At 72.7% G+C, this 23950-nt stretch carries 29 protein-coding genes; 13 read left to right on the top strand and 16 right to left on the bottom strand.

Going from position 1 to position 23950, the window contains the following annotated elements:
- Positions 1-184 precede the first annotated feature (184 nt).
- Positions 185-976 (bottom strand): NRDE family protein, encoded by a 792-nt coding sequence (locus tag DEJ27_RS02630; protein WP_181420163.1) that lies wholly within the window; start codon positions 974-976, stop codon positions 185-187.
- 64 nt (positions 977-1040) lie between these two features.
- On the opposite strand from DEJ27_RS02630, the gene DEJ27_RS02625 reads away from it, so the two are divergent.
- From DEJ27_RS02625 to DEJ27_RS02595, 7 genes are all read left to right on the top strand, one after another.
- Complete coding sequence (locus DEJ27_RS02625; protein WP_110862519.1) at positions 1041-2306, top strand: phosphopantothenate--cysteine ligase family flavoprotein; 1266 nt, start codon at positions 1041-1043, stop codon at positions 2304-2306.
- Between the two features lie 64 nt (positions 2307-2370).
- Positions 2371-2769, top strand: a complete 399-nt coding sequence (locus DEJ27_RS02620) for a hypothetical protein (protein WP_110862493.1) — start codon at positions 2371-2373, stop codon at positions 2767-2769.
- On the top strand, positions 2766-3557 hold the full coding sequence (locus DEJ27_RS02615; protein WP_181420164.1) for a YqjF family protein: 792 nt from the start codon (positions 2766-2768) through the stop codon (positions 3555-3557). The genes DEJ27_RS02620 and DEJ27_RS02615 overlap by 4 nt, the downstream gene beginning before the upstream one ends.
- Positions 3554-4021, top strand: coding sequence for a DUF1810 domain-containing protein (locus DEJ27_RS02610; protein WP_110862495.1), 468 nt, complete (start codon positions 3554-3556; stop codon positions 4019-4021). The genes DEJ27_RS02615 and DEJ27_RS02610 overlap by 4 nt, the downstream gene beginning before the upstream one ends.
- A gap of 153 nt (positions 4022-4174) precedes the next feature.
- Positions 4175-4825 carry a GntR family transcriptional regulator gene (locus DEJ27_RS02605; protein WP_110862496.1) on the top strand — a complete coding sequence of 217 codons (651 nt, stop codon included), beginning with the start codon at positions 4175-4177 and terminating at the stop codon, positions 4823-4825.
- 176 nt (positions 4826-5001) lie between these two features.
- Entirely contained in the window at positions 5002-5457 is a 456-nt protein-coding gene (locus DEJ27_RS02600; RefSeq protein ID WP_027466277.1) for a MarR family winged helix-turn-helix transcriptional regulator, read from the top strand.
- A gap of 298 nt (positions 5458-5755) precedes the next feature.
- Complete coding sequence (locus tag DEJ27_RS02595) at positions 5756-6628, top strand: phospholipase (protein ID WP_110862497.1); 873 nt, start codon at positions 5756-5758, stop codon at positions 6626-6628.
- Between the two features lie 88 nt (positions 6629-6716).
- Here DEJ27_RS02595 and DEJ27_RS02590 read toward each other — a convergent pair whose 3' ends face one another.
- The 4 genes from DEJ27_RS02590 to DEJ27_RS17650 are packed head-to-tail and all read right to left on the bottom strand — an operon-like array spanning position 6717 to position 8382.
- Complete coding sequence (locus DEJ27_RS02590) at positions 6717-7025, bottom strand: hypothetical protein (protein ID WP_110862498.1); 309 nt, start codon at positions 7023-7025, stop codon at positions 6717-6719.
- Positions 7022-7672, bottom strand: coding sequence for a hypothetical protein (locus DEJ27_RS02585; protein ID WP_146238611.1), 651 nt, complete (start codon positions 7670-7672; stop codon positions 7022-7024). Before DEJ27_RS02585 ends, DEJ27_RS02590 begins: the two co-directional genes overlap by 4 nt.
- The gene (locus DEJ27_RS02580) at positions 7669-8223 is read right to left on the bottom strand and encodes an RNA polymerase sigma factor (RefSeq protein WP_110862500.1); all 555 of its coding nucleotides are present in this window, start codon (positions 8221-8223) and stop codon (positions 7669-7671) included. The genes DEJ27_RS02585 and DEJ27_RS02580 overlap by 4 nt, the downstream gene beginning before the upstream one ends.
- A gap of 9 nt (positions 8224-8232) precedes the next feature.
- Complete coding sequence (locus DEJ27_RS17650) at positions 8233-8382, bottom strand: hypothetical protein (protein WP_181420165.1); 150 nt, start codon at positions 8380-8382, stop codon at positions 8233-8235.
- Between the two features lie 118 nt (positions 8383-8500).
- Here DEJ27_RS17650 and DEJ27_RS02575 point away from each other — a divergent pair, with 118 nt between their 5' ends.
- Complete coding sequence (locus tag DEJ27_RS02575; RefSeq protein ID WP_258369977.1) at positions 8501-9130, top strand: MOSC domain-containing protein; 630 nt, start codon at positions 8501-8503, stop codon at positions 9128-9130.
- Between the two features lie 51 nt (positions 9131-9181).
- Here the strand turns inward: DEJ27_RS02575 and DEJ27_RS02570 are convergent, their stop codons facing one another.
- Positions 9182-9565, bottom strand: a complete 384-nt coding sequence (locus DEJ27_RS02570) for an MmcQ/YjbR family DNA-binding protein (RefSeq protein ID WP_110862502.1) — start codon at positions 9563-9565, stop codon at positions 9182-9184.
- A 140-nt stretch (positions 9566-9705) separates the two neighbouring features.
- Between DEJ27_RS02570 and DEJ27_RS02565 the strand changes: the two genes are divergently transcribed.
- Entirely contained in the window at positions 9706-10005 is a 300-nt protein-coding gene (locus DEJ27_RS02565; RefSeq protein WP_220032965.1) for an excalibur calcium-binding domain-containing protein, read from the top strand.
- Positions 10006-10147: 142 nt separating this feature from the next.
- Here the strand turns inward: DEJ27_RS02565 and epsC are convergent, their stop codons facing one another.
- The 3 genes from epsC to DEJ27_RS02550 form a co-directional block, all read right to left on the bottom strand.
- The gene (epsC, locus tag DEJ27_RS02560; RefSeq protein ID WP_258369978.1) at positions 10148-10732 is read right to left on the bottom strand and encodes a serine O-acetyltransferase EpsC; all 585 of its coding nucleotides are present in this window, start codon (positions 10730-10732) and stop codon (positions 10148-10150) included.
- Entirely contained in the window at positions 10729-11667 is a 939-nt protein-coding gene (cysK, locus tag DEJ27_RS02555) for a cysteine synthase A (RefSeq protein ID WP_110862504.1), read from the bottom strand. The genes epsC and cysK overlap by 4 nt, the downstream gene beginning before the upstream one ends.
- Positions 11668-11866: 199 nt before the next feature.
- Positions 11867-12904 (bottom strand): dipeptidase, encoded by a 1038-nt coding sequence (locus tag DEJ27_RS02550; RefSeq protein WP_110862505.1) that lies wholly within the window; start codon positions 12902-12904, stop codon positions 11867-11869.
- A gap of 43 nt (positions 12905-12947) precedes the next feature.
- Here DEJ27_RS02550 and DEJ27_RS02545 point away from each other — a divergent pair, with 43 nt between their 5' ends.
- Both DEJ27_RS02545 and DEJ27_RS02540 read left to right on the top strand, forming a co-directional pair.
- Positions 12948-13523 (top strand): GNAT family N-acetyltransferase, encoded by a 576-nt coding sequence (locus DEJ27_RS02545; RefSeq protein WP_110862506.1) that lies wholly within the window; start codon positions 12948-12950, stop codon positions 13521-13523.
- Positions 13520-14029 carry an SRPBCC family protein gene (locus DEJ27_RS02540; RefSeq protein ID WP_110862507.1) on the top strand — a complete coding sequence of 170 codons (510 nt, stop codon included), beginning with the start codon at positions 13520-13522 and terminating at the stop codon, positions 14027-14029. Before DEJ27_RS02545 ends, DEJ27_RS02540 begins: the two co-directional genes overlap by 4 nt.
- Here DEJ27_RS02540 and DEJ27_RS02535 read toward each other — a convergent pair.
- The 6 genes from DEJ27_RS02535 to DEJ27_RS02510 all read right to left on the bottom strand — a co-directional run bounded on the left by DEJ27_RS02535 (position 13996) and on the right by DEJ27_RS02510 (position 21242).
- Positions 13996-14829 (bottom strand): MurR/RpiR family transcriptional regulator, encoded by an 834-nt coding sequence (locus tag DEJ27_RS02535; protein ID WP_110862508.1) that lies wholly within the window; start codon positions 14827-14829, stop codon positions 13996-13998. The two genes, DEJ27_RS02540 and DEJ27_RS02535, sit on opposite strands and share 34 nt — an antisense overlap.
- Positions 14826-16085: an allantoate amidohydrolase gene (locus DEJ27_RS02530; RefSeq protein WP_111090255.1), complete on the bottom strand. Its 1260-nt coding sequence runs from the start codon at positions 16083-16085 to the stop codon at positions 14826-14828. Before DEJ27_RS02530 ends, DEJ27_RS02535 begins: the two co-directional genes overlap by 4 nt.
- Complete coding sequence (locus tag DEJ27_RS02525; RefSeq protein ID WP_110862510.1) at positions 16082-17335, bottom strand: alanine--glyoxylate aminotransferase family protein; 1254 nt, start codon at positions 17333-17335, stop codon at positions 16082-16084. The genes DEJ27_RS02530 and DEJ27_RS02525 overlap by 4 nt, the downstream gene beginning before the upstream one ends.
- Positions 17336-17378: 43 nt before the next feature.
- Positions 17379-18755, bottom strand: a complete 1377-nt coding sequence (gene allB / locus DEJ27_RS02520; RefSeq protein ID WP_220032966.1) for an allantoinase AllB — start codon at positions 18753-18755, stop codon at positions 17379-17381.
- A complete protein-coding gene (locus DEJ27_RS02515; RefSeq protein ID WP_110862511.1) occupies positions 18752-19516 on the bottom strand; it encodes an aspartate/glutamate racemase family protein in 765 nt (254 codons plus the stop codon). The genes allB and DEJ27_RS02515 overlap by 4 nt, the downstream gene beginning before the upstream one ends.
- A 160-nt stretch (positions 19517-19676) precedes the next feature.
- Complete coding sequence (locus DEJ27_RS02510) at positions 19677-21242, bottom strand: NCS1 family nucleobase:cation symporter-1 (protein WP_111090254.1); 1566 nt, start codon at positions 21240-21242, stop codon at positions 19677-19679.
- A gap of 240 nt (positions 21243-21482) precedes the next feature.
- On the opposite strand from DEJ27_RS02510, the gene DEJ27_RS02505 reads away from it, so the two are divergent.
- Positions 21483-22046 (top strand): VOC family protein, encoded by a 564-nt coding sequence (locus DEJ27_RS02505; RefSeq protein ID WP_035808811.1) that lies wholly within the window; start codon positions 21483-21485, stop codon positions 22044-22046.
- Positions 22047-22101: 55 nt separating this feature from the next.
- On the opposite strand, the gene DEJ27_RS02500 is transcribed toward DEJ27_RS02505, so the two are convergent.
- Positions 22102-22833: a FadR/GntR family transcriptional regulator gene (locus DEJ27_RS02500; protein ID WP_111090253.1), complete on the bottom strand. Its 732-nt coding sequence runs from the start codon at positions 22831-22833 to the stop codon at positions 22102-22104.
- 86 nt (positions 22834-22919) lie between these two features.
- Between DEJ27_RS02500 and DEJ27_RS02495 the strand changes: the two genes are divergently transcribed.
- The gene (locus DEJ27_RS02495; protein ID WP_258370285.1) at positions 22920-23825 is read left to right on the top strand and encodes a proline iminopeptidase-family hydrolase; all 906 of its coding nucleotides are present in this window, start codon (positions 22920-22922) and stop codon (positions 23823-23825) included.
- Positions 23826-23950: the final 125 nt, after the last annotated feature.

The following is a 23950-nucleotide window of genomic DNA, read 5'->3' as shown; positions in this document are numbered from 1 at the left end:
GTCGCGCCCCTCGCGCGGTGCGAGGGGCACCGCGGCCGTGCGAGGTTCCGGACGTGGTGCGAGGGGACGCGGGTCGCACCACGGACGCAACCTCGCACCGCTCGGACGTCGTGCGCGCCGGGACGCGGGCGCGGGCGCGGGGCGCGGCCGGGAGGCCCGGGGCGGGTCCGGCACGTCGCCAGCGTCAGGCGCGGTGCAGTTCCACCGACCCGTCCAGCCGACCAGGTTCGGTCAGGCGGGCGTGCTGCATGACGGTGCGGCCCGGCGCGATCGCCGCGGCGACGATCGACAGGGTCGTCATGTGGCCCTCGGCCTCGTGCACGTCGCGGAGGATCGCGTCGGGGTGGTCGCTCGGCAGCGCTGCGGACTCCGCCAGCACGCCGAACCAGCCACCCCAGCCGTCCCCGGCGTCGCCACCGGAGTCCACGGTGCGGAGTTCGTCGAACGGGCCGAGCACCGGCGGGCCGGCCGGGGCGTCGACGGCACGGAAGGCCTCGAGCCACCGACCGATGCGCGGCGCCGCGGGATCGTCGGCCGCACCGTGCGTCACCATGTGGACGCCGGGGCCGAGGTCGGTGGTGCGGACCTGTTCGCCGTCCCAGGTCAGCACCGAGGCGCCCTCGGCCGTGGCGCGCACCAGGTTGAAGGCCCGCGTGGTCGGCAGTGTGCCGTCGTGTCCGGGCAGCAGGTCGTCGGCGACGGCGTCCACCGGCACCACGCCGCGGGTCGTCCACGTGCCGTCGACGCTCGTCACGGGTTCGGCGCGGTTGAGCACCACGGCCAGGCCGGCTCGGTCGGACGCGGCGAGCCACGCACCACCGGCGGAGCGGTCACGGACACCACGGAGGTCCGGGTCGCGGTCCGGCCACCAGGCAGCGGGCGGGTCCCACGGACGCTCGGGCGACTCGTCCCGCAGGGCGAGCACGGTGACGGGCCACGCGGACCCGGGGTCGACGCGGACGACGACGGTGCACATGCCGTCGATCCTCGCACGAGGTCCCGGTAGCGTGAGCCAGGTGAACGCAGCAGCAGAGCGCGCCCTGACCGTCATCGTGGGGATCACCGGGGGCATCGCCGCCTACAAGGCCGTCGGGGTCGTCCGCGACCTGGTCAAGCGCGGCCACGACGTCCACGTCGTCCCGACCGAGGGCGCCCTGCGCTTCGTCGGACTGCCGACGCTCGAGGCCCTCAGCCGCAACCCCGTCACCACGAGCGTGTGGGACGACGTCGCCGAGGTGCGCCACGTCGCGCTCGGTCGCCGGGCGAACCTGGTCGTCATCGCCCCAGCCACCGCGGACTCGCTGGCCCGGATGGCGCACGGCCTGGCGAGCGACCTGCTCGGTACGACACTGCTCGCGACCGAGGCACCCGTGGTGGTCGCCCCCGCGATGCACCCGCAGATGTGGGAGCACCCCGCGACCCGTGCGAACGTCGCCACGCTGCGTGACCGCGGCGTCCACCTGGTCGGCCCGGTCGTCGGCGCGCTCACCGGCGACGATGCGGGCATCGGTCGGATGGCGGAGCCCGAGGACATCGTCGCCGCCGCGCTCGCCGTGCTCGACCAGCACCCCGCACCGGCCGGTCGCCGCGACGCGGACGGCTCGGTGGCCGGCACCGGAGCCCGTGGCGAACAGGGCGACCTGGCCGGCGTCCGCGTCGTCGTCAGCGCGGGCGGCACCCGCGAGCCCTTCGACCCGGTGCGGTTCGTCGGCAACCGCTCGAGCGGCCGCCAGGGCATCGCGATCGCCGCCGATGCCGTCCGTCGGGGCGCGTCCGTGACCCTCGTCGCCGCGAACGTCGAGGGCTCGCTGACCGCCGGGCTGGACGCGACCGTGGTGGCCGTCGGGTCTGCGCTCGAACTCGCCGAGGCCGTGCACACCGCCGCCACCGAAGCCGACGTCGTCGTGATGACCGCCGCCGTCGCCGACTACCGTCCGGCCGAGGTGCTCACGGAGAAGCTCAAGAAGGACTCGCAGGGCGAGCGCATGACGCTCGAGCTGGTGCGGAACCCGGACGTGCTCGCCGACCTCGTGGCGGCACGGCGGACGGGGCAGATCATCGTCGGGTTCGCCGCCGAGACCGAACCCGACCGCGACGCGCGGATCGAGCTCGGGCGCGCCAAGATCAGCCGGAAGCCCGCGGACCTGCTCGTCGTGAACCACGTCGGCTGGTCGGCCGGCTTCGAGCGCGAGGAGAACGCGATCGAGGTCCTGGTGCCCGGCGGCGAGGTGGTCCGCGAGACCTCCGGCTCGAAGGCCGAGGTGGCGACGGCGGTCCTCGACCTCGTCGCGACCGCACTGACGTGAAGGGACACCGACGTGAACCGGCGCACTGACCTGGTTCCGAGGACCGGCGAGCACGATGGGGCGCATGCGACGACGTGAGCGGGTCCGCCGTGCCAACCGCACGGCCACCCTCCTGGCGGTGATCCTCGGCGCTGCCGGTGTCACCCACTTCCTGCGCCCCCGCGGGTACGACCGGATCGTGCCGGACGCGCTGCCCCCGCGGCTGACCACGCTGGCATCCGGCGTGGCCGAGCTCGGCATCGCCGCCGGGCTGGTGTTCCCCGCGACCCGCCGTGCCTCGGGGTGGGCAGCCGCGGCGCTGTTCGCGGCGGTGTTCCCGGCCAACGTGAAGATGGCGAACGACCTCCTCGACCACCCCCGCTCGAGCCGGGCGGCGCGGCTGGTCTCGGTGCTGCGGCTCCCGCTGCAGGCCCCGTTGGTGCTGTGGGGCGTGCGCGTCGGTCGGCACGCACCGAAGCCGTGACCGAGCCGTCGTGGACGCGCGCGGCGGTGCCGTTGCTGCACCGCCCGGTCACCCAGCACGCCTGGGAGGACATCGTGTTCGCGCACTGGCGGCACGACCCGGCGTCGCTGCAGCGGCTCGTCCCCCGTGGGACCCGTCCGGACGTGGTCGACGGCAGCGCCTGGGTGGGGCTGTCGGCGTACGTGTTCCGGGAGACCCGGGTGCCGCCGTTCCCGTCCGCCGGGCGGCTCGGCACCATGACCGAGGTCACGATCGAGGTGCTCACGGTGGACGACCAGGGGCGGCGCGGGGTGACCTACCGCACGGTCGACACCGCGAACGTGCCCGCCATCGTCGCCGCGCACGCGCTGCTCGGCGTGCCGTACACGTTCGCGCACGCAGGTTCCCGTCGCCGTGGTGACGCGGTGGCGCACCGATCCGTCCGGCACCCGACCCGCGCACTGCACCCGGTGCGGTGGGCGCGGTCGCTCCGGCAGGAACGCCCGACCGGTGCGGCGCGGCCGAAGCACGCGGCCTCGGTGCGGGTGACCGCCGGCGAGGCCGTCGACACCCCGCTGGCCGCGGAGCTCACCACCCGCGCCGGCATCCACGCGCGGTACCTGGCGCAGACCCTGTTCTGGCAGCGGCAGCACCCGGTGCTCACCACCCGTTCGGCCACGCTCGACCGACTCGAGGGCGACCTGCCCGATGCCGTCGGCATGCCGGGCTTGTTCGACCGGGCGCCGGACTCCCTGCTCGTGGTCGACGGCACGACCGTCCGGTACGGCTGGGGCGGGGTCGTCCGGTGACGGACGCACAGACCGACGCACAGGCCGACGACCCGTTCGACCTCGACCGCTTCGTCCGGGCCCAGCAGGGTGTCCACGACGTCGCGCTCGACGAACTCCGTCGGGGCCGGAAGTCGTCGCACTGGATGTGGTTCGTGTTCCCGCAGCTGGCCGGCCTGGGACGGAGCGCCACGGCGGTGCGCTTCGCGATCACCGGCGCGGACGAAGCCCGCGCCTACCTGGCACACCCGGTGCTCGGTCCCCGCCTGCTCGCGGCGACCGACGTCGCACACAACGCCCCCGCCCACTCCGCCGACGCCCTGCTCGGGGGCATCGACGCGGTGAAGCTCCGGTCGTCGATGACGCTCTTCGCCCGGGTCGCCGCCGACCCGCGGCCGTTCTTCGCCGTGCTCGACCGCTGGTACGACGGCGCCGAGGACCCGGCCACGCTCCGCCTGCTCGGTGAACGCTCCGGACACGAGTGACGCGCATGACCGGCACCTGACACGTCGACGCTGACACGCGCTGAGCCGATCGGAACGCCGTTGTCATATCAGGTACGGTGATGCGAGCACGTGCGATGTCGACCGTGCCCGTTCGCCCGGCGCCCCGACGCCACCGCCCCCGAAGGAGAACGCATGCCGGTCCCCCGCAGCGCCCCGACCGAGCACCAGCTGCTCCGTGACACCGTCCGCCACAAGATCCACGACGCGATCATGGACGGCACGCTCCTGCCCGGGGAACGCCTGAACGACGACGAGCTCATCGCCTGGCTCGGCGTCTCCCGCACGCCGATCCGCGAAGCCCTCAGCCAGCTGTCCCGCGCCGGCCTGATCGAGATGGCCCCGAACCGGTACACCCGCGTCACCACGCCGGACCCGACCGAGGTCGTCGAGGCGATGCAGACCCTCGGCGTGCTGTTCGGCGGCGTCGTCCGACTCGCGGTCCCGCGCCTGGGGTCGGCAGGCCGGAAGAAGATCCTCGCGCAGCTCGACAAGACGATCACCGAGCTCGAGGCCCACGAGGTCGCCGCCGTCAACCACGACGCCCTCGACGTCTTCGCCCTGTACGTCGCCGAGTGCGGCAACGAGAACCTGCAGCGCGTCTGCCGCGACACGATGGACGGCCTGGCGTTCCGGTTGCGTCTGCCCAACCTCGACGAGCTGGTCGACTGGGACCGGATGACCGAGGACTTCCGACGACTCCGGGCGGCGACCGAGTCCGGCGACAACGTCGCGGCCGAGCTCGCGACCGAGGCGATCCACCAGCTGCCGGGCGAGAAGCACTGAGCTCACCTGTACCCGCGTACAGGAACCGCCCGTCTCGCCGACGCGAGGCGGGCGGTCGACGTTCCACGGGCCTCCCGGCCGGTGGCTCGGGCACGCGCGTGACGCTCCCAGTCCCAGGGCCGCGCGGACCGATAGCATCGCTGGCGACCACCTGAACCAGGCACCCGGAGCAGCACATGAACCCCCGCCCGACGGACCGTACCGAGGTCGCCGCACGCCTGGCCGCCGCGGTCGGTCGGATCAACCGACGGGCCCGTACCGACTCGGCCTCGCTCGGGTACGGCATCGTGTCGGCGCTCGCGTCGATCCAACGGCACGGACCCCTGCGCCCCGGCGACCTGTCGCGGATCGAGGTGGTCACGAAGCCCACGATGACCCGCATCCTGACCGAGCTCGAGCAGCGCGGCTTCATCCAGCGCGAGGCCGACCCGCGCGACGGCCGGGCGTTCATGGTGACGGCCACGCCGGAGGGCATCGAAGCGGTCGAGCAGGCCCGCGCGAACCGCACCGGGATCGTCGCCGAACTCATCGCCGAGCTCGACGAGTCGGACGTCCAGGCGATCGCCGGAGCCCTGGCCGCGCTCGAGCGCGTCGCCCAGGGCGAGCACGCCCAGGAACCTCACACCTTCTAGGCCGCGCACGACCGTTACCGAACCGTTACCAAGCGGTGGACGGACCGTTCTGCCAGCGTTCCTGGACGCGCTGCCCAGTCTGACCGGTCATGGTGTCGGCTCCGCCTGACCGCGGCCACCCCACGGCTGCTCCCGGCGGACGGACGGGCCCCACACCACCGTCCGGTCCTCACCGGCTCGAGGACTCCTCGTCGTCGCCGACGGTGTCACCGACACCGCCAGCCTCCGGCGTGCCCGCACGACCTCGTTCGCGCGAGCAGGAGTCCCTCCCCCACCGAGCCGCCGACCTGCGGAACCGATGCGACACACCCCTGAGCTCCCCACCACCACCGCCTCGACCCGACGTGAGGCCCTGAACACCCCCAACCGCCGGATGCGCCGGGCCCTACGGCACCGCGCGACGCTGATCGCCGGCGGCGCCGCGGTCCTCGCCGTCGCCGGAGGCGCGCTGACCGTCGGCACGCAGCCCGCCATCGGCGAGGCCCTCGGCATGCCCACCGGCACCGCGAGCGCCTCGGCGACCGCACAGCCCGCCCTGCGCGGCACCGCGCTCGACCGCGCCCAGGCAGCCGCCACGATCACCACGGCGAAGACCGTCATGCAGACCGCGAACGACAGGGTCGACACCTCGGCGCTCGAACAGCGCGTCGACGCGCTGAGCGACTACCCGGACCTGTCCGGCGCTGCGCTGACGAACCGGATCTCGACGACGGTCGCGTCGACCACCGACGTCGCGCAGGCGAGCGCCACGCAGGACAAGCGGGACGTCGACGCGAAGGCCGCAGCCGCAGCGAAGGCCGCAGCCGAGCGGCAGGCGGCCGCCGAGGCAGCGGAGGCCGCCCGGAAGCTCGCCGCCGGCAACACCGTCGCCGGCGCCAAGGCCACGGCGACCTCGCTCGCGTCGTCGAAGTACGGCTGGGGTGCCGACCAGTTCCAGTGCCTGGACAACCTGTGGACCAAGGAGTCCGGCTGGAACTACCAGGCCGTCAACACGAACGGCGGCGCGACCGGCATCCCGCAGGCGCTCCCCGGCTCGAAGATGGCCACGATCGCCGCCGACTGGCGCACCAACGCCACCACCCAGATCACCTGGGGTCTGCAGTACATCAGCTCGGCGTACGGCACCCCGTGCGCAGCGTGGGGGCACTCGCAGGCGAACAACTTCTACTGATCGGCGCGGGTCGCGAAGGCGACCGGCAGACGGACGGGAGGCCCGTGGCGGGTCCGCCACGGGCCTCCCGTCCGCTTCGTGGTCGCGGTCAACCCACCCGGGCGACGCGGACGTCGACGCGGCTGAGCGCCAGGCCGTGGGCTGCGGCGGTCGCCAGGGCGACGTCGTGGACGGCGCGGGCGACCTCGGGGGCCGGGCGGAAGCCATCGGTGCCGATGACGACGCGCAGGGCGTCGTCGTCCACGACGACCCGGAGCGGGCCGGTGTTCGTCGCGATGCTGCGGACCGCGTGGACCGCACTCGCGACCGTCGGGCGGGAACGGTAGAGGTCGTCGACGCCCGGGACCTGCAGGACTGCGGACTCGATCGCGGCGAGGGTCTCGTCGGTGGCGCTCATCGGGCCTCCTCCGGGTCGGTGCCGGGCTCGGGGTCCGGCAGGAGGTCGCGGACGACGACGTCGATCGCCTCGACGAGCAGGTCGGTCTGCTCGGCCAGGGCACCGGCCACGGCGGTGCGGACCAGCTCGGCGGTCGCGGGGATCGACGGACCGGCGGCGATCGCGATCTCCACGAGCACCCGGATCGGGGATGCCAGCTCGGTGACGTCACCGTCCAGCTGGCACCGGGCCACGAGCACCCCGGGGACCTCGTCGCCGGTGCGGCGGATGAGGGAGCGGATGGCGCCCTCGGTCATCACGGGGCGCTCCGTCTCGGACAGCGGGCGGAGCGGGACGTCGCGTCCGGAGCGGGACTCGATCGAGATGTTCGCCAGGACGCCGGTGACCCAGGACTCGTCGGCCGGGGCCTCGTCGCGCGCAGCCGCCTCGAGCGAGCGGAGCGAGGCGTGGCGGACGCGGATGATCGCGGCGAGGGCGTTCTGGCAGGCGGGCGAGTCGTCGATGCTCGGGTCGGCCGGCTGCATGCCCGCGTCGAGGTAGTCGGCGAGCTCGTCGATCGAGTGTCCGTCCAGGTCACCCGGCTCCAGGGAGTCGAGTGCTTCGGGGCTGTCGGGCAGGTCCGGTCGGATGCCGTCGTGGTCGGTCATCGCCATCCCTCCATGAGTCGGATCATGTTCTTCCTCGCTCGGGACAGCAGTCCCCGGACCGTCGACGGTGGCAGGTCGAGTTCGGCGGCGATCTCGTCGTACCGGTACTCGAGCACCTCCTTCATGATCCAGCACCGTCGTTGGGCTTCGGGCAGTTCGGCCAGCGCACGTTCCACCGCGTCCTCGCGGGAGCGAGCCTCGGCGACCCGGTCGGGTGCGTCGTCGGCGGGCGCGGCGACCTCGAGCTCGGTGACGTCGTCGTGGATGCGACGTGCGCGGATGCGGTCCAGGCACTTCCGGCTGAGGATGCGCATCAACCAGGACTTCACCCGCGCGAGGTCCTCGAGGCTGTCGAGGCGGTCCCAGGCGGTGATGAAGGTCTCCTGCACGACGTCGTCGAGTTCATCGGTGGAACCGAGGGTCCGACGAGCGTAGGCGCGGAGCAGCGGGGTGTGGCGACGGATCAGGACCTCGAAGGCCCGGACGTCACCGTCGGACGACCGGCCGGCGAGGACCGCGTCGTCGAGCTCGGCGAGGGACTGGTGGTGCACGCGTTCCTTCTACTGGTGGTGGATGGAGAACGGCTGGGTGCGCCGGTGGGCCGGCACGACCTTGAGCGGTCCGACCGGCCGGGCGGTGAGCGACCGGACACGCGCCAGGGCGAGCACGTGCGCGGGGGCGTTCCTGGGGACTGCGACGGTGCGGGTCATGTCGTCTCCTCGTGGTGTGGTCGACGATGGGACGTGCGTCGCACCCGTTTCGTCACACATCAGCACCAGCTGCCGGTCGGGGTTTGGCGCACCGACCCGGGTGCGCCAGAGTGGCTCCATGTCGCTCGTCACCGCCGTCTGCCGCGTCGACCGCCTGCTGCCGGACTCCGGCATCATCGGCGTCACCGCGATCGACAAGCGCCCGGTCACCGGCAGCGTCCGGGTCCGACCCCTCGGCCTGCGCGCCGACGTGCAGGCGAACCGCAAGTACCACGGCGGTGTGGACCAGGCCGTGTACGCCTACGCCGACGAGGACGCCGCGTACTTCGCCGACCTGCTCGACCGCGAGGTCACGCCGGGCCTGTTCGGCGAGAACCTCCGCACCAGCGGCATCGACGTCACCGGGGCCGTGACCGGGGAACGCTGGCGGATCGGCGAGACCCTCGTGCTCGAAGTGACGATCCCCCGCACGCCCTGCGGCACCTTCGCCCGGCGGATGGGGATCGACCGGTGGGTGAAGCGGTTCGCCGACGAGGGGCGGCCGGGGGCGTACTTCCGCGTGGTCAAGTCCGGCTCGGTCGCGGCGGGCGACCCGATCGAGGTGACCCACCGGCCCGACCACGGGGTGACCATCGGCGAGATCTTCAGCGACCTGTCGCCCGAGCGTGCACGGGCCGTGCTCGATTCGGGTGAGCGGCTGGCACCGAAGGTCGTCCAGGACCTGTCGAAGGTCGCCGCGCGGGCCTGAGCCCGTCGAGCCCGTCGAGCCCGTCGAGCCCGTCGAGCCCCTTGCGCCCGGTCAGCCCGGCAGCACGCCGCGCGACGGGTCGATCGGACGCTTCGCCGCAGGCAGCCCGGCGACCACCAGGTCGTAGGCGTTCGCCACGAGGTCCTCGACCAGGGTCTCGTCGATGCCGTCACCCGGTGTCAGCGTGATCCAGTGCCGCTTGTTCATGTGCCACCCGGGCGTGATCTCGGCGAGGTCGCGAACGAGCGCGGCACCGTGCGGTGGTGCGCACTTGAGGTTCACGATCGGGGTGCCTCGGACCTCGCTGATCATCACGAACATCTTGCCGACGACCTTGTAGACGAGCGAGCCCTCGCCGAACGGCTGGGTCTCGACGGCCGCCGGCAGCCCCAGGGCCGTGCGGCTCGCGATCTCGTGCAGCTGCTGGCCGTCCATGGGACCAGCATGGCGCAGGCCGCCGACAGCGCACCCGTTCGGGGGCGGGTCGTGCGCCTCGATCACGTCGTAGGATCGCCACGCCGCGTACCCGACGCGGCGGTCGCTCGCGCGACCACCACCAGTTCCAGGGGGAACCCGTGCGCATCATCCGTACCCTCGGCATCGCCGCCGCCACCGCTGTCCTCGCGACCACCGTCGTCGTCGGCGGGACCTCGACCGCGCAGGCAGCGCCGAAGTCCTACGCCAACTGCTCCGCGGTGCAGAAGGTGTACTCCGGCGGCATCGCCAAGAAGTCCGTCACGAGCAACAAGGTCGTCTCCGGCGGCAAGACCACCTCGCGCGCGCTCAAGGGCACGGTGAAGAAGGACGACGCCCTGTACAAGGCGAACGTCAAGCTCGACCGCGACAAGGACGGCATCGCCTGCGAGAAGAGCTGACGCTCGCTGGCGCTCGGTGACACCTGCACGACACCGGTGGTCGCGCCCTGAACACCCGCACACCGCGTTGCGACGCGCGAACACCGGTGTCCTGCGGCCTGCCACGCCCGGTGTGCGCCCGGCGCGGCGCTGGGCGACGCGCTCAGAGCGTCGGGACGCCCTCGTGCCCGGACCGGGGACGCGGAGTCCCGGCGACGCCGGTGACGACCGACCCCGCCGGTACGTCCTTCGTCACCACGGTGTTGGCACCGACGACGGAGTCCGGACCGATCGTGATCGCCCCGATCAGCGACGACCCGGCGCCGAGCACCACGCGGTCCCCCACCACCGGGTGCCGTCGAGCCCCCGGCCCGTGGTCGCCCCCGCGCCCGCCGAGGGTCACTCCGTGGAACACGAGCACGTCGTCTCCGATCACCGCGGTCTCCCCGATGACGACGCCCATGCCGTGGTCGATGAAGAACCGACGGCCGATGCGCGCCCCCGGGTGGATCTCGATGCCGGTGACCGACCTCGCGACCTGCCCGAGCAGGCGGGCCGCGAACCGGGACCCGGTCAGCCCCTGCGCGTGCCAGAGGCGGTGGGTCACCCGGTACGTCCAGATGGCGTGCAACCCGGAGTAGACGATCGCGTTCTCCAGGTCGCCCCGGGCAGCGGGGTCACCTCGGCGTGCTGCGGACAAGTCCTCACGGATGGTCCGCAGCACGCCTCGTCGGAGGGGACGACTCACGCAGTGAGCCCCTCGAAGAGCACCGTCGACAGGTAGCGCTCTCCGGTGTCGCACACGATGGCGACGACCCGCTTGCCGGCGTTCTCGGGGCGTGCCGCGATCTCGAGGGCAGCGTGGATGATCGCGCCGGACGAGATGCCGGACAGGATGCCCTCCTGCGTCGCCAGGGCGCGGGCGACCCGGAGCGCGTCGTCGAGCTCGACGTCGAACACCTCGTCGATGACGCTCTGGTCGAGGACCTCGGGGACGAAGTTCGCGCCGATGCCCTGGATCTTGTGCGGACCCGCCTTGCCCTCGGAGAGCAGGGGCGAGTCCTTCGGCTCGACGGCGACGATCTGCACGCCGGGCACTCGCTCCTTCAGCACCTGCCCGACACCGGTGATCGTGCCGCCGGTGCCGACACCCGCGACGAACACGTCGACGTGTTCCTCGGTGTCGCGCAGGATCTCCTCCGCCGTGGTCTTCCGGTGGATCTCAGCGTTCGCAGCCGTCTCGAACTGGTGGGCGAGGATCGCGCCCGGGGTCTCCGCGACGATCGACTCGGCTTTGGCGACCGCACCCTTCATGCCCTCGGGCCCGGGGGTCAGGACGATCTCGGCACCGTACGCACGGATCACCGCGCGGCGCTCGACACTCATCGTCTCGGGCATCGTGATGACGACCCGGTAGCCACGTGCGGCGCCGACCAGGGCGAGGGCGATGCCGGTGTTGCCGGACGACCCCTCGACGATGGTGCCGCCGGCCTGCAGCGCGCCGGAGGCCTCGGCGGCGTCGATGATCGCGACGCCCAGGCGGTCCTTGACGCTGGCGCCCGGGTTGTAGAACTCGAGCTTCGCGAGCACCTCGGCCCCGCCCGCCTTCGGCAGCCGGTTCAGCTTGACGAGGGGGGTGTTGCCGAACGCCTGGGAGATGTTCTCGTAGATGGTGCCGCTCATCCGGTCCGTCCTTCGCAGCTCAGGTCGCGCATCGCTCTTCCTGGAGGCGCGGTGTGCGCCCGATCCTAGCGACCGGACCCCAGGCGGTCCTGTCCGTGACGGCGCCTGCGCGCGGGACGCGAGTCGCGCCTCCACGCCGTCGGCGGCCCTGTCCATCACTCGGTGTGCACGGCGGATGCGAGGCGTTCGCCCCACCGCGTCAGCGCACGAACGCCGTCCGGGCGAACCGCTCGTCGGTCGCTTCCAGAACCCGCAGTACGTTGCCGCCGGCCAGCGCGTGCAGGTCCGACTCGCCCCAGCCGCGCCGGACGAGCTCCGCCGCGAGCACCGGGTACCGCGACACGTCCCGCAGGTCCGGCGGCAGCACCGGGGTGCCGTCGTAGTCACCGCCGAGGCCCAGGTGCGCCACACCGGCGACGTCGCGCGCGTGCTCGACGTGGTCGGCGACGTCCGACACCGTGACCAGGGGCGGTTCACCGGACATGCCCGACTCCTCCCAGTCCGCCCACGCCCGCGACACGAACTTCGGCACGAAGGTGATCATCACCACGCCGCCGTTGTCGGCCAGCCGGGCGAGCACGTCGTCGGGCACGTTCCGCGGGTGGTCGTCGATCGCGACGGTCGACGAGTGGCTGAACACGACGGGCCGGGTCGCCACGTCGAGGGTGTCCCGCATGGTGGCCGGGGCGGTGTGGGACAGGTCGACGAGCATGCCGATCCGCTCCATCTCGGCGACGACCTGCCGCCCGCGGTCGGTCAGGCCGCCGTGTGCCCGCTCCCCGGTCGCGGAGTCGGCCCAGGGGGTGTCGTCGTTGTGGGTGAGCGTCATGTAGCGGACGCCGAGCCGGGCGAGGGTCCTGAGGACCGCGAGGTCGTCGCCGATCGAGTGCCCGCCCTCGGCGCCGAGCAGCGACGCGATCCGGCCGGAGTCAACGGCGGCACGGACCTCGGCGGCGGTGCGGGCGAGCGCGAGGTCGTCGGGGTAGCGCTCGATGATGCGGTGCGCGAGGTCGACCTGCTGCAGCGTCGTCGTCACGGGGTCCGGGTCGTCCGCGGGCACGAACACCGACCAGAACTGCCCGACGACGCCGCCGGCACGGAGCTTCGGGATGTCGGTGTGCAGCGAGTCGGTCTCGGTGTCGATGCCCTCGACACCGGAGTCGTGGCTGTCACGGCGTTCCCAGGGCAGGTCGTTGTGGCCGTCGATGACCGGGAACGGGAGCGCGTCGAACGTCATCCCCCGACGCTACCGCCCGCGCCGTCGTGGCTAGGCTCGACCCGTGCAGCCCGTCACCCTCCGCACCGAACGACTGGTGCTCTCGGTCCCCGAGCTCGGCGACGCCGAGGACGTGATGGCCTACGCCAACGACCCGGACGTCATCGCGTACACCCCGGTGCCGGTACCGTACGGGCACGCCGAGGCACGGTACTGGATCACGGACGTCGTCGTGGCCGGCTGGGCGGCGGACAGCCGGTACGAGTTCGGGATCCGACGCGCGGACGACCTCCGGCTGCTCGGCACGGTCGGTTTGTTCGCCTTCGCCGACGGGGCCGCCGAGATCGGGTACGCCATGCACCCGGACGGTCGTGGCTCCGGCATCATGACCGAGGCCGCCGAGCGCGTGCTGCAGTGGGCCTTCGCCGGTCCGCCCGAGGGACTCGGTCTCATCCGGGTGCAGTGGCGCGCGATCGCCACGAACACCGCGTCGGCCGCGGTCGCCCAACGACTCGGTCTGCGATTCGAAGGACGTACGCGGTCGAGCGTGCTGCACCGCGGCAGCCGGCACGACCAGTTGCTCGCCGCCGCGTTGCACGACGACGACCGGTCGACCCCGACGGGCTGGCCGGCGTCGTGACCGTCTCGTTCCGGGTCGTGACGGACCTGCCTGTTCCACCGGAGCGCGCCTTCGCGCTGTCGCTCGACATCGGCGCGCACGAGCGATCGATGGCCGCGACCGATGAACGCGCCGTCGCCGGCACGACGGCCGGCACGATCGGCCTGGGCGAGACCGTCACCTGGCGTGCGCGGCACTTCGGGATCGTCTGGCGGATGACGAGCGGGATCACCGACCTGGAGGCACCCCACCGGTTCGTCGACGAACAGGTGCGTGGGCCGTTCGCCCGGTTCCACCACGAGCACCGGTTCGAGCCGTCGGCCGGCGGCACGCGCATGGTCGACACCATCACGTTCCGCGCTCCGCTCGGCCCGCTGGGCCGCCTGGCCGAGGTGGTCGCGCTGGCTCGGTACATGCCGCGGCTCATCGCCGACCGCAACGCCTCGCTCGTCGCCGAACTGCGTGCCGAGCTGCGCGCCGGGTCGGACGGCGATCAGGGCGCGGCGAGCTCCCCCAGCGCGTCGTAGGCGGCGGCGACGGCGTCGACCCGCACCCGGCCACCGGGACCCGAGGCGTCGTAGACGTCGTTCGTGATCGCGGCGACGACGGCGAACAGCGCGGCCATCGAGTCGAACGCCGACGGCGAGTCGACCGGGCAGAGGATCGCGGTGGTCGCGGGGGCGGCGATGACCGCGGCCGTCGGGTCGCCGAGGACGATGACGTCCGCCCCGGAGTCGACGCAGTGCCGGACGATCCGCTCGACCCCGGCGGTGTGCCGACGCACGGTCACCAGGACCACGAGGTCGTGCCGGTCGAGATCGGCGACCTCTTCCCCGAGCCGCTGCCCGGGTGACGGACCGACCCGGACGTCGGACCGCACCTGCGCCAGCTGGGACCGCAGTTGCAGCGCGATCGGGTACGCGCCGCGTTCACCGAGGACGAGCACGCGGCGGGCGCGGACGATCCGACGGGCGAGCCGCGGGCGGTCCGCTCGGCCGAGCGACGCGAAGGCCGCGTCGAGGTTGCGCGCCTCGACCGCGCGCTGGTCGACGTGGGCAGCGTCCTCAGCGACCCACGGCAGGCCCGAGCCCCGTGCGGACATCAGGTTCTGCCGGACCTCGGCGGCGTCCTGGAACCCCAGCGACCGCACGAGTCGCGAGACCGTTGCCTTCGAGGTGCCGGACTCGGCCGCGAGTTCGGCGGAGGTGCCGATGAGCAGGAGTTCCGGATCGTGCCGGACCATGGCGGCGACCCGTCGTTCGGCGGGTGAGAGCTGCTCCCACACGGAGTCGATCCGGGCGCGGACATCGGGGCCGGCGGTGCTCATGCGCGGGCCACCCGGTCGACGGCGACGGCCAGGGCGTCGAGTCCGAGGGCGATGTCCGGCGTCGACACGAACTCGTCCGGGTGGTGGCTGATGCCGTCGGGGTTGCGGAGGAACAGCATCGCCACGTCGGTCACGAGCCCGAGCGACATCGCGTCGTGGCCGGCCCGTGAGAACAGCTCCATGGGTGCTGTCTCGCCCGTCGAGACGATCCCGGCGCGGACGGCGTCCATGAGCCGGGGCGAGCAGAACACCGCGGGCGCACGGTGCACCTCGGTCGGGGTGACGCTCACCCCGCGCCGTTCACCGATGAGCGTGAAGGCCTTGGTGAGTTCGTCCCAGACCTCGTCGCGCTCGTCGTCGAACTCGCCGCGCAGGTCGACGGAGAACCGGGCGAGCCCGGGGACGACGTTGACGGCTCCGGGTTCGACGGTCATCGTGCCGACGGTGCCGACCTGGTGGGAGGCCCGGCAGATCCGTTCCACCGCGAGCGCGGCCTCGGCGGCGGCGAGCAGGGCGTCGTGCCGGCGCTCGTAGGGGGTGCCGCCGGCGTGCCGGGCTTCGCCCACCGCCTCGACCGAGAACCGCCGGGCGCTCGCGATGCTCGTGACGACCCCGAGGGCCTGCCCGGCCTGTTCGAGGTACGGACCCTGCTCGATGTGCGCCTCGAGGTAGCCGACCACCGAGGCCGGGTCGACGGCGGCGTCGCCGACGCGCTCCGGGTCGAGGCCGAAGTCGGTGAAGGCCTGCCGGAGCGTGACACCGTCACCGTCGGCCAGGTCCCACCAGGCGTCGTCCCAGACGCCGGCCACCGCGGACGAACCGAGCAGGGCCTTGCCGAAGCGCGTGCCCTCTTCATCGGAGAACGCGATGACCTCGAGCGCGACCGGCAGCGGGCCGGCGGCGGTGAGCCGTGCGGCGGTGCGGATCGCCATGAGCACCCCGACGACGCCGTCGTACCGTCCGGCGTCCACCACGGTGTCCAGGTGCGAGCCGAGCAGCAGCACGGGCGCGTCGGGCGTCGCGCCCGCGACCCGGCCACGCAGGTTGCCGGCGGCGTCCTGCCAGGTGGACAGTCCGGCGTCCTGCATCCAGCGCGCGACGAGGGCGTTCGCCCGGGCGTGCTCGGGTGACAGGTAGACGCGGGTGATGCGGCCCGGTTCGGCACTGAGGGTGGCGAGCTCGTCGCACCAGCCGGCGACGAGCTGGGCGTCCGCGGTGCCCACGGCGGTGGCGTTCAGGACGGGCACGGCGCTCACGCGAGCACCTCGGCTCCGGCGGGAGCGACCGCTGCGGTGTCGTCGCGGAAGACGTCGAGGGCGGCATCGACACCGCCGCCGTGCGGGACCGCGTGCCCGGCCCGACGCAGGGTGTGCTCGAGGGCGGCCAAGGTCGTGACCACGGTGTCCTTCCGGGCGTTGTAGCCCATGGTGCCGATGCGCCAGACCCGCCCGTGCAACGGACCGAACGAGGTGCCGATCTCGATCCCGTGGTCGTCGAGCATCGCGCCGCGGACCTGGTCGCCGACGACGTCGGACGGGATCTCGACGGCGACGACGTTGTGCATCTTGTGGGCGACGTCACCGAAGACCGGGAGCCCGAGGGCCTGCACCCCTGCGAGCATCGCGCGCCCGGCGGTCTCGTGGCGGGCGACGACGGCGTCGCGGCCTTCCTCGAGCAGGATGCGTGCGCACTCGTGGGCGGCGAAGAGCATCGACGCGGCCTCGGTGTGGTGGTTCAGTCGGCGCGGACCCCAGTAGTCGAGGATCATCGCGAGGTCGAGGTAGTTCGAGCGGATCGGCTCGTCGGCGACGTCGTCACCGGGTTCGCGGATGCCGGCCTCGACGCTCCGCCGCTCGTCGAGCACGGCCACGGCCTTCGGCGACAGCGTGACGGGCGCGCTGCCGGACGGGCCGCCCAGGCACTTCTGCAGCCCGGCGCTCACGGCGTCGATCCCCCAGGCGTCGACCTCGAGCGGGTTGCCGCCGACCGTCGCCGTGGCGTCGGTGTACAGCAGGACGCCGTACCGCTCGCAGATCGCACCGAGTTCTTCGAGCGGCTGGTTCATCGTGGTCGAGGTGTCGCCCTGCACGACGGCCAGCACCTTCGGCCGGACGCGGGCGACCGCCGACTCGATCGCGGACGGCGTGAAGACCTGGCCCCAGTCGGTCTCGATGGTGTGGACCTCGGCACCGGCGCGGCCGGCGATCTCGGCGAGCAGGTGCCCGAACCGGCCGAACACCGGCACGAGCACGCGGTCGCCCGGGGCGAGCAGTGACACCAGCACCGCTTCGATCCCCGCGCGCGAGGTGCCGTCCACGAGCAGCGTCGCGTCGTTCCGGGTGCCGAACACGCGGCGGTAGAGCGCCTGCGTCTCGTTCATCGTGGCGGTCATCCACGGGTCGTACTGGCCGACGAGCGGCGTCGACAGTGCACGAAGCACGCGCGGGTCGGCGTCGATCGGACCGGGCCCCATGAGGAGACGGGCGGGTGGGTTCACTGGGAGCATGGTGGTTCCTTCCGTTCCTGATCCGAAGATACCGGAACGGTCGTTACAGGGGTGTTTCCGCCGCGAGCACTGGCCGTCCGGCCAGCTGCCCCTCGACGCCGGCCACGCCGCCAGCCGCCGTGGCGATGCGACGGCCGCGGAGCCAGGTCTCGATGACGCTGCCGCGCACGCGCAGCCCGTCGAACGCGGACACCCGGTTGCGGTGCTCGAGCCCGGCGACGTCGACGACGGACTCGGTGGACGGGTCGAACACGGCGAAGTGCGCCAGGGCACCGGGAGCGATCTCCCCGCGGTCGCGCAGCCCGACCAGGGCGGCCGGACCGGTCGTGAACAGCGGCAGCAGCGCCTCGAGCGGGATCCCGCGACGCTCGGCCTCGGTCCAGACCGCCCGGAACCCGACCTGCAAGCCGGCGACCCCGCCCCAGGCCAGACCCCAGTCGTCGGTCTTCAGGTCGGCGGTGGAGGGCGAGTGGTCCGACACGACGAGGTCGATCGTGCCGTCGAGCACGCCCGCCCACAGCGCGTCGCGGTTGGCGTCGTCACGGATCGGTGGGCAGCACTTGTAGGCGGTCGCGCCGTCCGGGATCGTGCCCGCTTCGAACGACAGGTAGTGCGGGCACGTCTCGACCGTGATCCGGACGCCGTCGTCCTTCGCGGCACGGAGCATCGGCAGCGCGCCCGCGTCGGACAGGTGCAGCACGTGCACCCGCGCACCGGTCGCCCGCGCACCGTCGATGACCTGCGCGATCGCGGACCGTTCGGCGGCGACGGGCCGGGTGGCCAGGAAGTCGGCGTACCGGCCACCGAGCGCCCGGTGCGGCACGAGGTGCTCCGGGTCTTCGGCGTGCACGATCAGCAGGGCGTCGATCCGGGCGACCTCGGCGATCGCGGCTCGGAGCTGCTCGGGGTCGAGGTGCGGGAACTCGTCGACACCGCTCGGCGCCGTGAAGCACTTGAACCCGAAGACGCCGGCGTCGTGCAGGGCGTCGAGCGACCCGAGACTCGCGGGGACCGCGCCACCCCAGAACCCGACGTCGACCGCCACCCGGCCCTCGGCACTCGCACGCTTGACGGCGAGCGCCTCGACCGTGGTCGTCGCGGGGATCGAGTTGAGCGGCATGTCCACGATCGTGGTGACCCCGCCCATCGCAGCGGCCCGGGTCGCGGACGCGAAGCCCTCCCACTCGGTGCGTCCGGGCTCGTTGACGTGCACGTGCGTGTCGACGAGCCCGGGGAGCAGCACCTGCCCGTCCGGCACGGTGTGGTCCTGCACGGCGTCGACCACCACGTCGACGGGCAGGACGCCGGTGATGCGGCCGCCGTGGACGACGACCGCGGCCGGGCGGAACGTGCCGTCGACCCAGGCTCGCTGCGCGCGGACGACCAGGTCTGCCGTGTCGCCCGCCGGGACGCCCGTCACACGCCCGCCCCGGCCGTCGCGACCGCCGCCGGGTGGCGTTCGAAGCCCGCCAGCAGCCCCGACATCGCCTTCACCGGCGGCAGGGCGTACTCGCCGCGCTTGCCCGTGGACAACCCGAGCCGGACGAGCGACTCCGCCAGGACCGTGGCCGCCGCGACGCCGTCGACGACCGGTGCCCCGATCGCCAGCGAGACCTCGGCGCAGAAGTCAGCCATGCCCGCGCAGCCGAGCACGACGGCGTCCGCTCCCCCGTCGATCACCGCTCGGCACTCCTCGGTCACGAGCGCACGTGCACCGGACCCGGGATCGTCGAGCTCGAGCACCGGGACCTCGCACGCCCGGATCTCCGTGACGAGCGGGGCGAAGCCGTAGCGCTGGGCGAGCTCGTGCGCGCGGCCGGTCGTCCGCGCCAGGGTAGTGACGACCCCGAACCGACGGCCGAGCATCGCGGCGGCGTGGAAACCGGCCTCGGCGATCCCGATCACCGGCACCGTCGCGAGCTCCCGCGCGGCGTCGAGCCCCGGGTCCCCGAAACAGGCGACGACGAACGCGTCCACGCCGTCCTGCTCGCCGCGGGCGATCTGCTCGAGCAGCCCGGGCACGGCCAGGGCCTCTTCGTAGTGGCTCTCGATCGAGGCCGGCCCCATCGTGGGCTCGACCGCCTCGATCAGCGTGCCTGGAGCGGCGACCGCACCGGCCGCGACGCCGATCGCCCGCGTCATCGACGCGGTGGTGTTGGGGTTGACGACGCGGATGCGCATCGGGGTCCTTCCGGTGGAGCGAGTGGAGCGGTGGAACGGGTGGCGCTGGGTGGTGACCATCGTGGCGGGGGCGGGGCGGGCCTCCCGGCCGGGGTCTGCGATCTGTGGACGACCGAGCGTCGCGCCCCGCCCTGTGGAGGACGAGCCGCGACGCCGCTGGTCAGGCGCGACCGACGGCCGCGCCGTCGTCGACCGAGGGGTCGTCCGCGTCGAGCACGGGCATGCTCGGCCGGGCACGCTCGAGTGCCCAGAAGACGACGAGACCCAGGCCGCAGCCGATGAACCAGCTGTAGCTCGCCAGCCAGGACAGCACGCCGAGTGCCGGCGGCAGGACCGCGCTCGCGACCGAGATCGCACCGGTGACCACGAGGGTCCAGATGGCGTTCGGGTTGAACCCGCCGCGGTACCAGTACCGTGCGGTGCGGCTCGTCGAGTACATGTCGTCGACCGCGATGCGCTGCTTGCCGACGATGTAGTAGCCCGCGATGAGGATGCCGAACAGTGGACCGATCAGCGCACCGAGCACCCCGAGCGTGTACAGGATCGCCTGGTCGTTGCCGTACCAGTTCCACGGGGTGAGGAGCACCGAACCGACCGCGGCGATCATGCCGCCGGCCCGCCACGAGATCTTCCGGGGTGCCACGTTCGAGAAGTCGAACGCGGGGCTGATGAAGTTCGCCACGATGTTGATGCCGACGGTCGCGGTGACGAACGTCAGGCCACCGAGCAGGATCGCGAACGGGGCGCCGATGGCCTGCACGGTCTCGATCGGGTCGGTGATGAGCTTGCCGAACACCGGCACCGTCGCACTGGCGCAGAGCACCGTCAGGACCGAGAAGAACAGGAAGTTGATCGGCAGCCCCCAGAAGTTGCCGCGTTTGACCGCCCGGAACGACCGACCGTAGCGCGAGAAGTCACCGAAGTTCAGCATCGGGCCGGAGAAGTAGCTGACCACCAGGGCGACCGCGGACAGCATCACCGGGATCGATGCCCCGAACGACAGCGGCTCGCCGACCGACAGGGTGAACGAGATGTTGGCGATGCCCGCCTGGCTGACCAGGTAGACCGCGAGCGCGATCATCACCACGTAGACCGCCGGTCCGGCCCAGTCGATGAACCGCTTGATGGCCTCCATGCCCATCCAGAACAGCGCGCCCTGCGCCACCCAGAGGATCGCGTAGGAGATCCACCCCAGGGCCGACAGCCCGAGGAACGAGTTGTCGAGCAGCCCCGCCGACGCCGGGATGAACTTGAGGAAGATGATGTTCAGCGACTGGGCGGCGAGGAAGGTCTGCACGCCGTACCAGGCCATCGCGATGAGGCCGCGGATGATGGCGGGGACGTTCGCGCCGAGCACCCCGAACACCGCGCGGTTGATCACCGGGTACGGCACACCGGTGCGCTGCGACGGCTTGGCGACCAGGTTGGCGAAGACCTGCACGATGAGGATGCCGACCACCAGGGCGATGAGCACCTGCCAGCTCGCGATGCCGAGGGCGAAGAGCGACCCGGCGGTGACGTAGCCGCCGACGGAGTGCACGTCGGACATCCAGAAGGCGAAGAAGTTGTAGCTCGTCCAGCGCTGCTCGCGCAGCGGGGCGAGGTCCTCGTTCGTGAGCGCCGGGTCGTACCCGGGCTTGACGACACCGGCACCCGCTGGGGCGGGAGCGGCGGTCGTGGTGGGGGCGTGGGGCGCGGCGACTGCTGTCGCGATGTCGGTAGCCATGGCGTCCTCCGAGGGAGTGGGAAGCGGGGCGGTGCGTGCTTGAGCACGAAGCTACGGAGCGACTTCGCTCCCGCCGTTTCCCTCGTGTAACGGTCGTGTGTCCCGCACCCCGTCCTGGAACGACCGTTCCGGAACCGGGCAGGAGACCCGCGCTGCGGCTTGCCGCATCGATGGGCACGGACCCCGCACGGACCCCGCCCGGACCCGAGCGGCGGTGGCCGCCGGTGGTACGAATCGACCATGAGCAGGGGAATCAGGATCGACCACGTGGGCGTCACGGTGCCGGACATCGACGCAGCCACGCAGTTCTTCGAGGCGGCGTTCGACGCCGTCGTCCTGTACGACATGCGACGTCGTGACGAGACGCCGAACAGCAGTTCCGAGGCGCACGGCTACCTCGGCATCCCGAGCACCATGGCGCAGGGGGCCATGCGGATGCTCGCGCTGCCGGAGGGGCCGGGGCTCGAGCTGTTCGAGTACCTGGGGCCCGAGCAGCGGAACGCCGCACACCCGTCCGACCTGGGGTGGCAGCACCTGGCGATGTACGCCGACGACCTGGACGAGACGCTCGCGCGGGTCGAGGCGGCCGGCGGTACCCGGAACTCCGACCCGCGCGACCTGCGTGGTGACGAGGCGGGTGCCGGCAACCGGTTCGTGTACACCCGCACGCCGTGGGGGTCGACTCTCGAGCTCGTCAGCTACCCGACGCCGCAGCCGTACCTGGTGTACGCGCCGCGGCCGAAGTGGGCGCCGTGGCCGATGCCGGACGACGTCTACCCGGTGCCGGCACCCGCCGTGCACTGACGACCGACCGCCGCACCGACCGACCGACCACCACGCCGACCGACAGACCGCCCCCTCAGTGCCGGGGCACCTGCCCCGTCCGCCGCACGGCCCGTTCGAGCAGTTCGACGTCGATCCCGACGTGCTGCCGGGCGATCACGCCCGCCTCGGGCGCCCGCCCCGAACACACCGCGTCCACCAGCGACTCGTGCTCGTGGAGCGCGCGGGTCTCCATCTCCGCCATGCCCTCGGCCGTGCCCCACAGGTGCGCCGGAGCGGCGATGGAGATCTGCGCCTCCAACCCGGCGAGCGCCGTCCGCAGGGCGTCGTTCCGCGCGGCGTCGATGATCGTCCGGTGCAGCACGGCGTCGGCCTGCTGCTTCTCGAGACCCGAGGTGGCGTCGCGGAACACTTCGAGCCGTGCACGGATCAGGGCGGCGTCGTCCGGGGTGACCCGTTCCGCAGCGGCGGTCGCGAGCGCCCCGTGCAGCAGCGCGATGGCGTCGGCGGTGTCCTGGATCGCCTCCCACCGGGCGAGCAGCACCCGCCCGACCGCTTCCGAGGAACTGTCCGGCCACTCGGTGCGGACGAACGTGCCACCGCCCCGGCCCCGACGGGTCTCGAGCAGCCCCCGTTCGACGAGCCGGGCGATCGCACCCCGCACGGTGACCCGGGCGACGCCGAGCAGGCCGGCCAGTTCGCGCTCCGGCGGCAGGTTCGCGCCGGGCAGGTACTCGCCCACGGCGACGGCGGTCACGAGGCGGTCCTCGACCTCGTCGACGCGCGTCTCGGTCGCACGATCGGACACACGGACCCCCTTCGCGGTGTTACGACCACGTTAAGGCAGCAGAAAAGGTATTGCGTGGGACCTTTTTCCGCTCCATGCTGACCCCCATGTCCAGCATCACCGAATCCACGATGCCGTTCCGCGACGGCGAGACCTGGTACCGGGTCACCACGCCCGACACCCCGGTCGCCGGTGCACTGCCCCTCGTCGTCCTGCACGGCGGGCCCGGCATGGCCCACGACTACCTCCGGAACCTCGCCGCCCTGGCCGACGAGACCGGCCGGATCGTCGTCCACCACGACCAGTTCGGCTGCGGCCGGAGCAGCCACCGCCCGGACGCCCCGGTCGACACCTGGCAGCCGCAGCTGTTCGTCGACGAGTACGCCGCCCTGGTCGAGCACCTCGGGCTCGGCGACCACCACGTCCTCGGGCAGTCGTGGGGCGGCATGCTCGGCGCCGAGATCGCGGTGCAGCAGCCCGCGGGCCTCCGCTCGCTGGCGATCTGCAACTCCCCCGCGTCGATGCAGCTCTGGGTCGACGGCGCCGCCGAGCTCCGCGCGCAGCTGCCCGCCGACGTGCAGGACGCCCTGACCCGGCACGAGACGGCCGGCACCGTCGACGACCCCGAGTACCTGGCGGCGACGCAGGTCTTCTACGAGCGGCACGTCTGCCGCGTGGTCCCGATGCCGCAAGACTTCGTCGACTCCGAGGAGCAGATGGAGCGCGAGCCGACGGTCTACCACACGATGAACGGCCCGAACGAGTTCCACGTCATCGGCACGATGCGCGACTGGACCATCGTCGACCGGCTCGACCGCGTCGCCGTGCCGACGCTCGTCGTCGCCGGCGAGCACGACGAGGCCACCCCCTCCACGTGGGCCCCGTTCGTCGAGCGGATCGCCGACGTCCGGCAGCACGTCTTCCCCGGCGCGAGCCACTGCTCGCACCTGGAGCAGCCGGCGGAGTTCCGCCGGGTCGTCGCGACCTTCCTGGCCGCGCACGACGACGCCTGACCCGGCCACCACCTTCTCGGGAGGCGCGGGACGGGCCCGCCTCGCGCCTCCAGACCGGAAGTCCCCACCCACAACGGCCGCACCCGCCTTCCCGACGACACCACCCGCTCCCCTTCCCCCAGCAC

It is taken from the genome of Curtobacterium sp. MCPF17_018 (assembly GCF_003234135.1).
Lineage (GTDB): Bacteria > Actinomycetota > Actinomycetes > Actinomycetales > Microbacteriaceae > Curtobacterium > Curtobacterium flaccumfaciens.
Note: the sequence above shows the minus strand (reverse complement) of the source record. Positions and strands in the feature narration are given on the sequence as shown.

Coding starts and splice junctions, on each gene's coding strand:
- DEJ27_RS02575 (WP_258369977.1), top strand. CDS start 8,501: ATGTCGCTCGTCACCGCCGTCTGCCGCGTCGACCGCCTGCTGCCGGAC.
- cysK (WP_110862504.1), bottom strand. CDS start 11,667: ATGAGCGGCACCATCTACGAGAACATCTCCCAGGCGTTCGGCAACACC.
- DEJ27_RS02515 (WP_110862511.1), bottom strand. CDS start 19,516: ATGCGCATCCGCGTCGTCAACCCCAACACCACCGCGTCGATGACGCGG.
- DEJ27_RS02595 (WP_110862497.1), top strand. CDS start 5,756: ATGCGACACACCCCTGAGCTCCCCACCACCACCGCCTCGACCCGACGT.
- DEJ27_RS17650 (WP_181420165.1), bottom strand. CDS start 8,382: ATGACCCGCACCGTCGCAGTCCCCAGGAACGCCCCCGCGCACGTGCTC.
- DEJ27_RS02495 (WP_258370285.1), top strand. CDS start 22,920: ATGTCCAGCATCACCGAATCCACGATGCCGTTCCGCGACGGCGAGACC.
- DEJ27_RS02590 (WP_110862498.1), bottom strand. CDS start 7,025: ATGAGCGCCACCGACGAGACCCTCGCCGCGATCGAGTCCGCAGTCCTG.
- DEJ27_RS02585 (WP_146238611.1), bottom strand. CDS start 7,672: ATGACCGACCACGACGGCATCCGACCGGACCTGCCCGACAGCCCCGAA.
- DEJ27_RS02510 (WP_111090254.1), bottom strand. CDS start 21,242: ATGGCTACCGACATCGCGACAGCAGTCGCCGCGCCCCACGCCCCCACC.
- DEJ27_RS02550 (WP_110862505.1), bottom strand. CDS start 12,904: ATGACGTTCGACGCGCTCCCGTTCCCGGTCATCGACGGCCACAACGAC.
- DEJ27_RS02605 (WP_110862496.1), top strand. CDS start 4,175: ATGCCGGTCCCCCGCAGCGCCCCGACCGAGCACCAGCTGCTCCGTGAC.
- DEJ27_RS02505 (WP_035808811.1), top strand. CDS start 21,483: ATGAGCAGGGGAATCAGGATCGACCACGTGGGCGTCACGGTGCCGGAC.
- DEJ27_RS02620 (WP_110862493.1), top strand. CDS start 2,371: ATGCGACGACGTGAGCGGGTCCGCCGTGCCAACCGCACGGCCACCCTC.
- DEJ27_RS02630 (WP_181420163.1), bottom strand. CDS start 976: ATGTGCACCGTCGTCGTCCGCGTCGACCCCGGGTCCGCGTGGCCCGTC.
- DEJ27_RS02600 (WP_027466277.1), top strand. CDS start 5,002: ATGAACCCCCGCCCGACGGACCGTACCGAGGTCGCCGCACGCCTGGCC.
- DEJ27_RS02535 (WP_110862508.1), bottom strand. CDS start 14,829: ATGAGCACCGCCGGCCCCGATGTCCGCGCCCGGATCGACTCCGTGTGG.
- DEJ27_RS02525 (WP_110862510.1), bottom strand. CDS start 17,335: ATGCTCCCAGTGAACCCACCCGCCCGTCTCCTCATGGGGCCCGGTCCG.
- DEJ27_RS02570 (WP_110862502.1), bottom strand. CDS start 9,565: ATGGACGGCCAGCAGCTGCACGAGATCGCGAGCCGCACGGCCCTGGGG.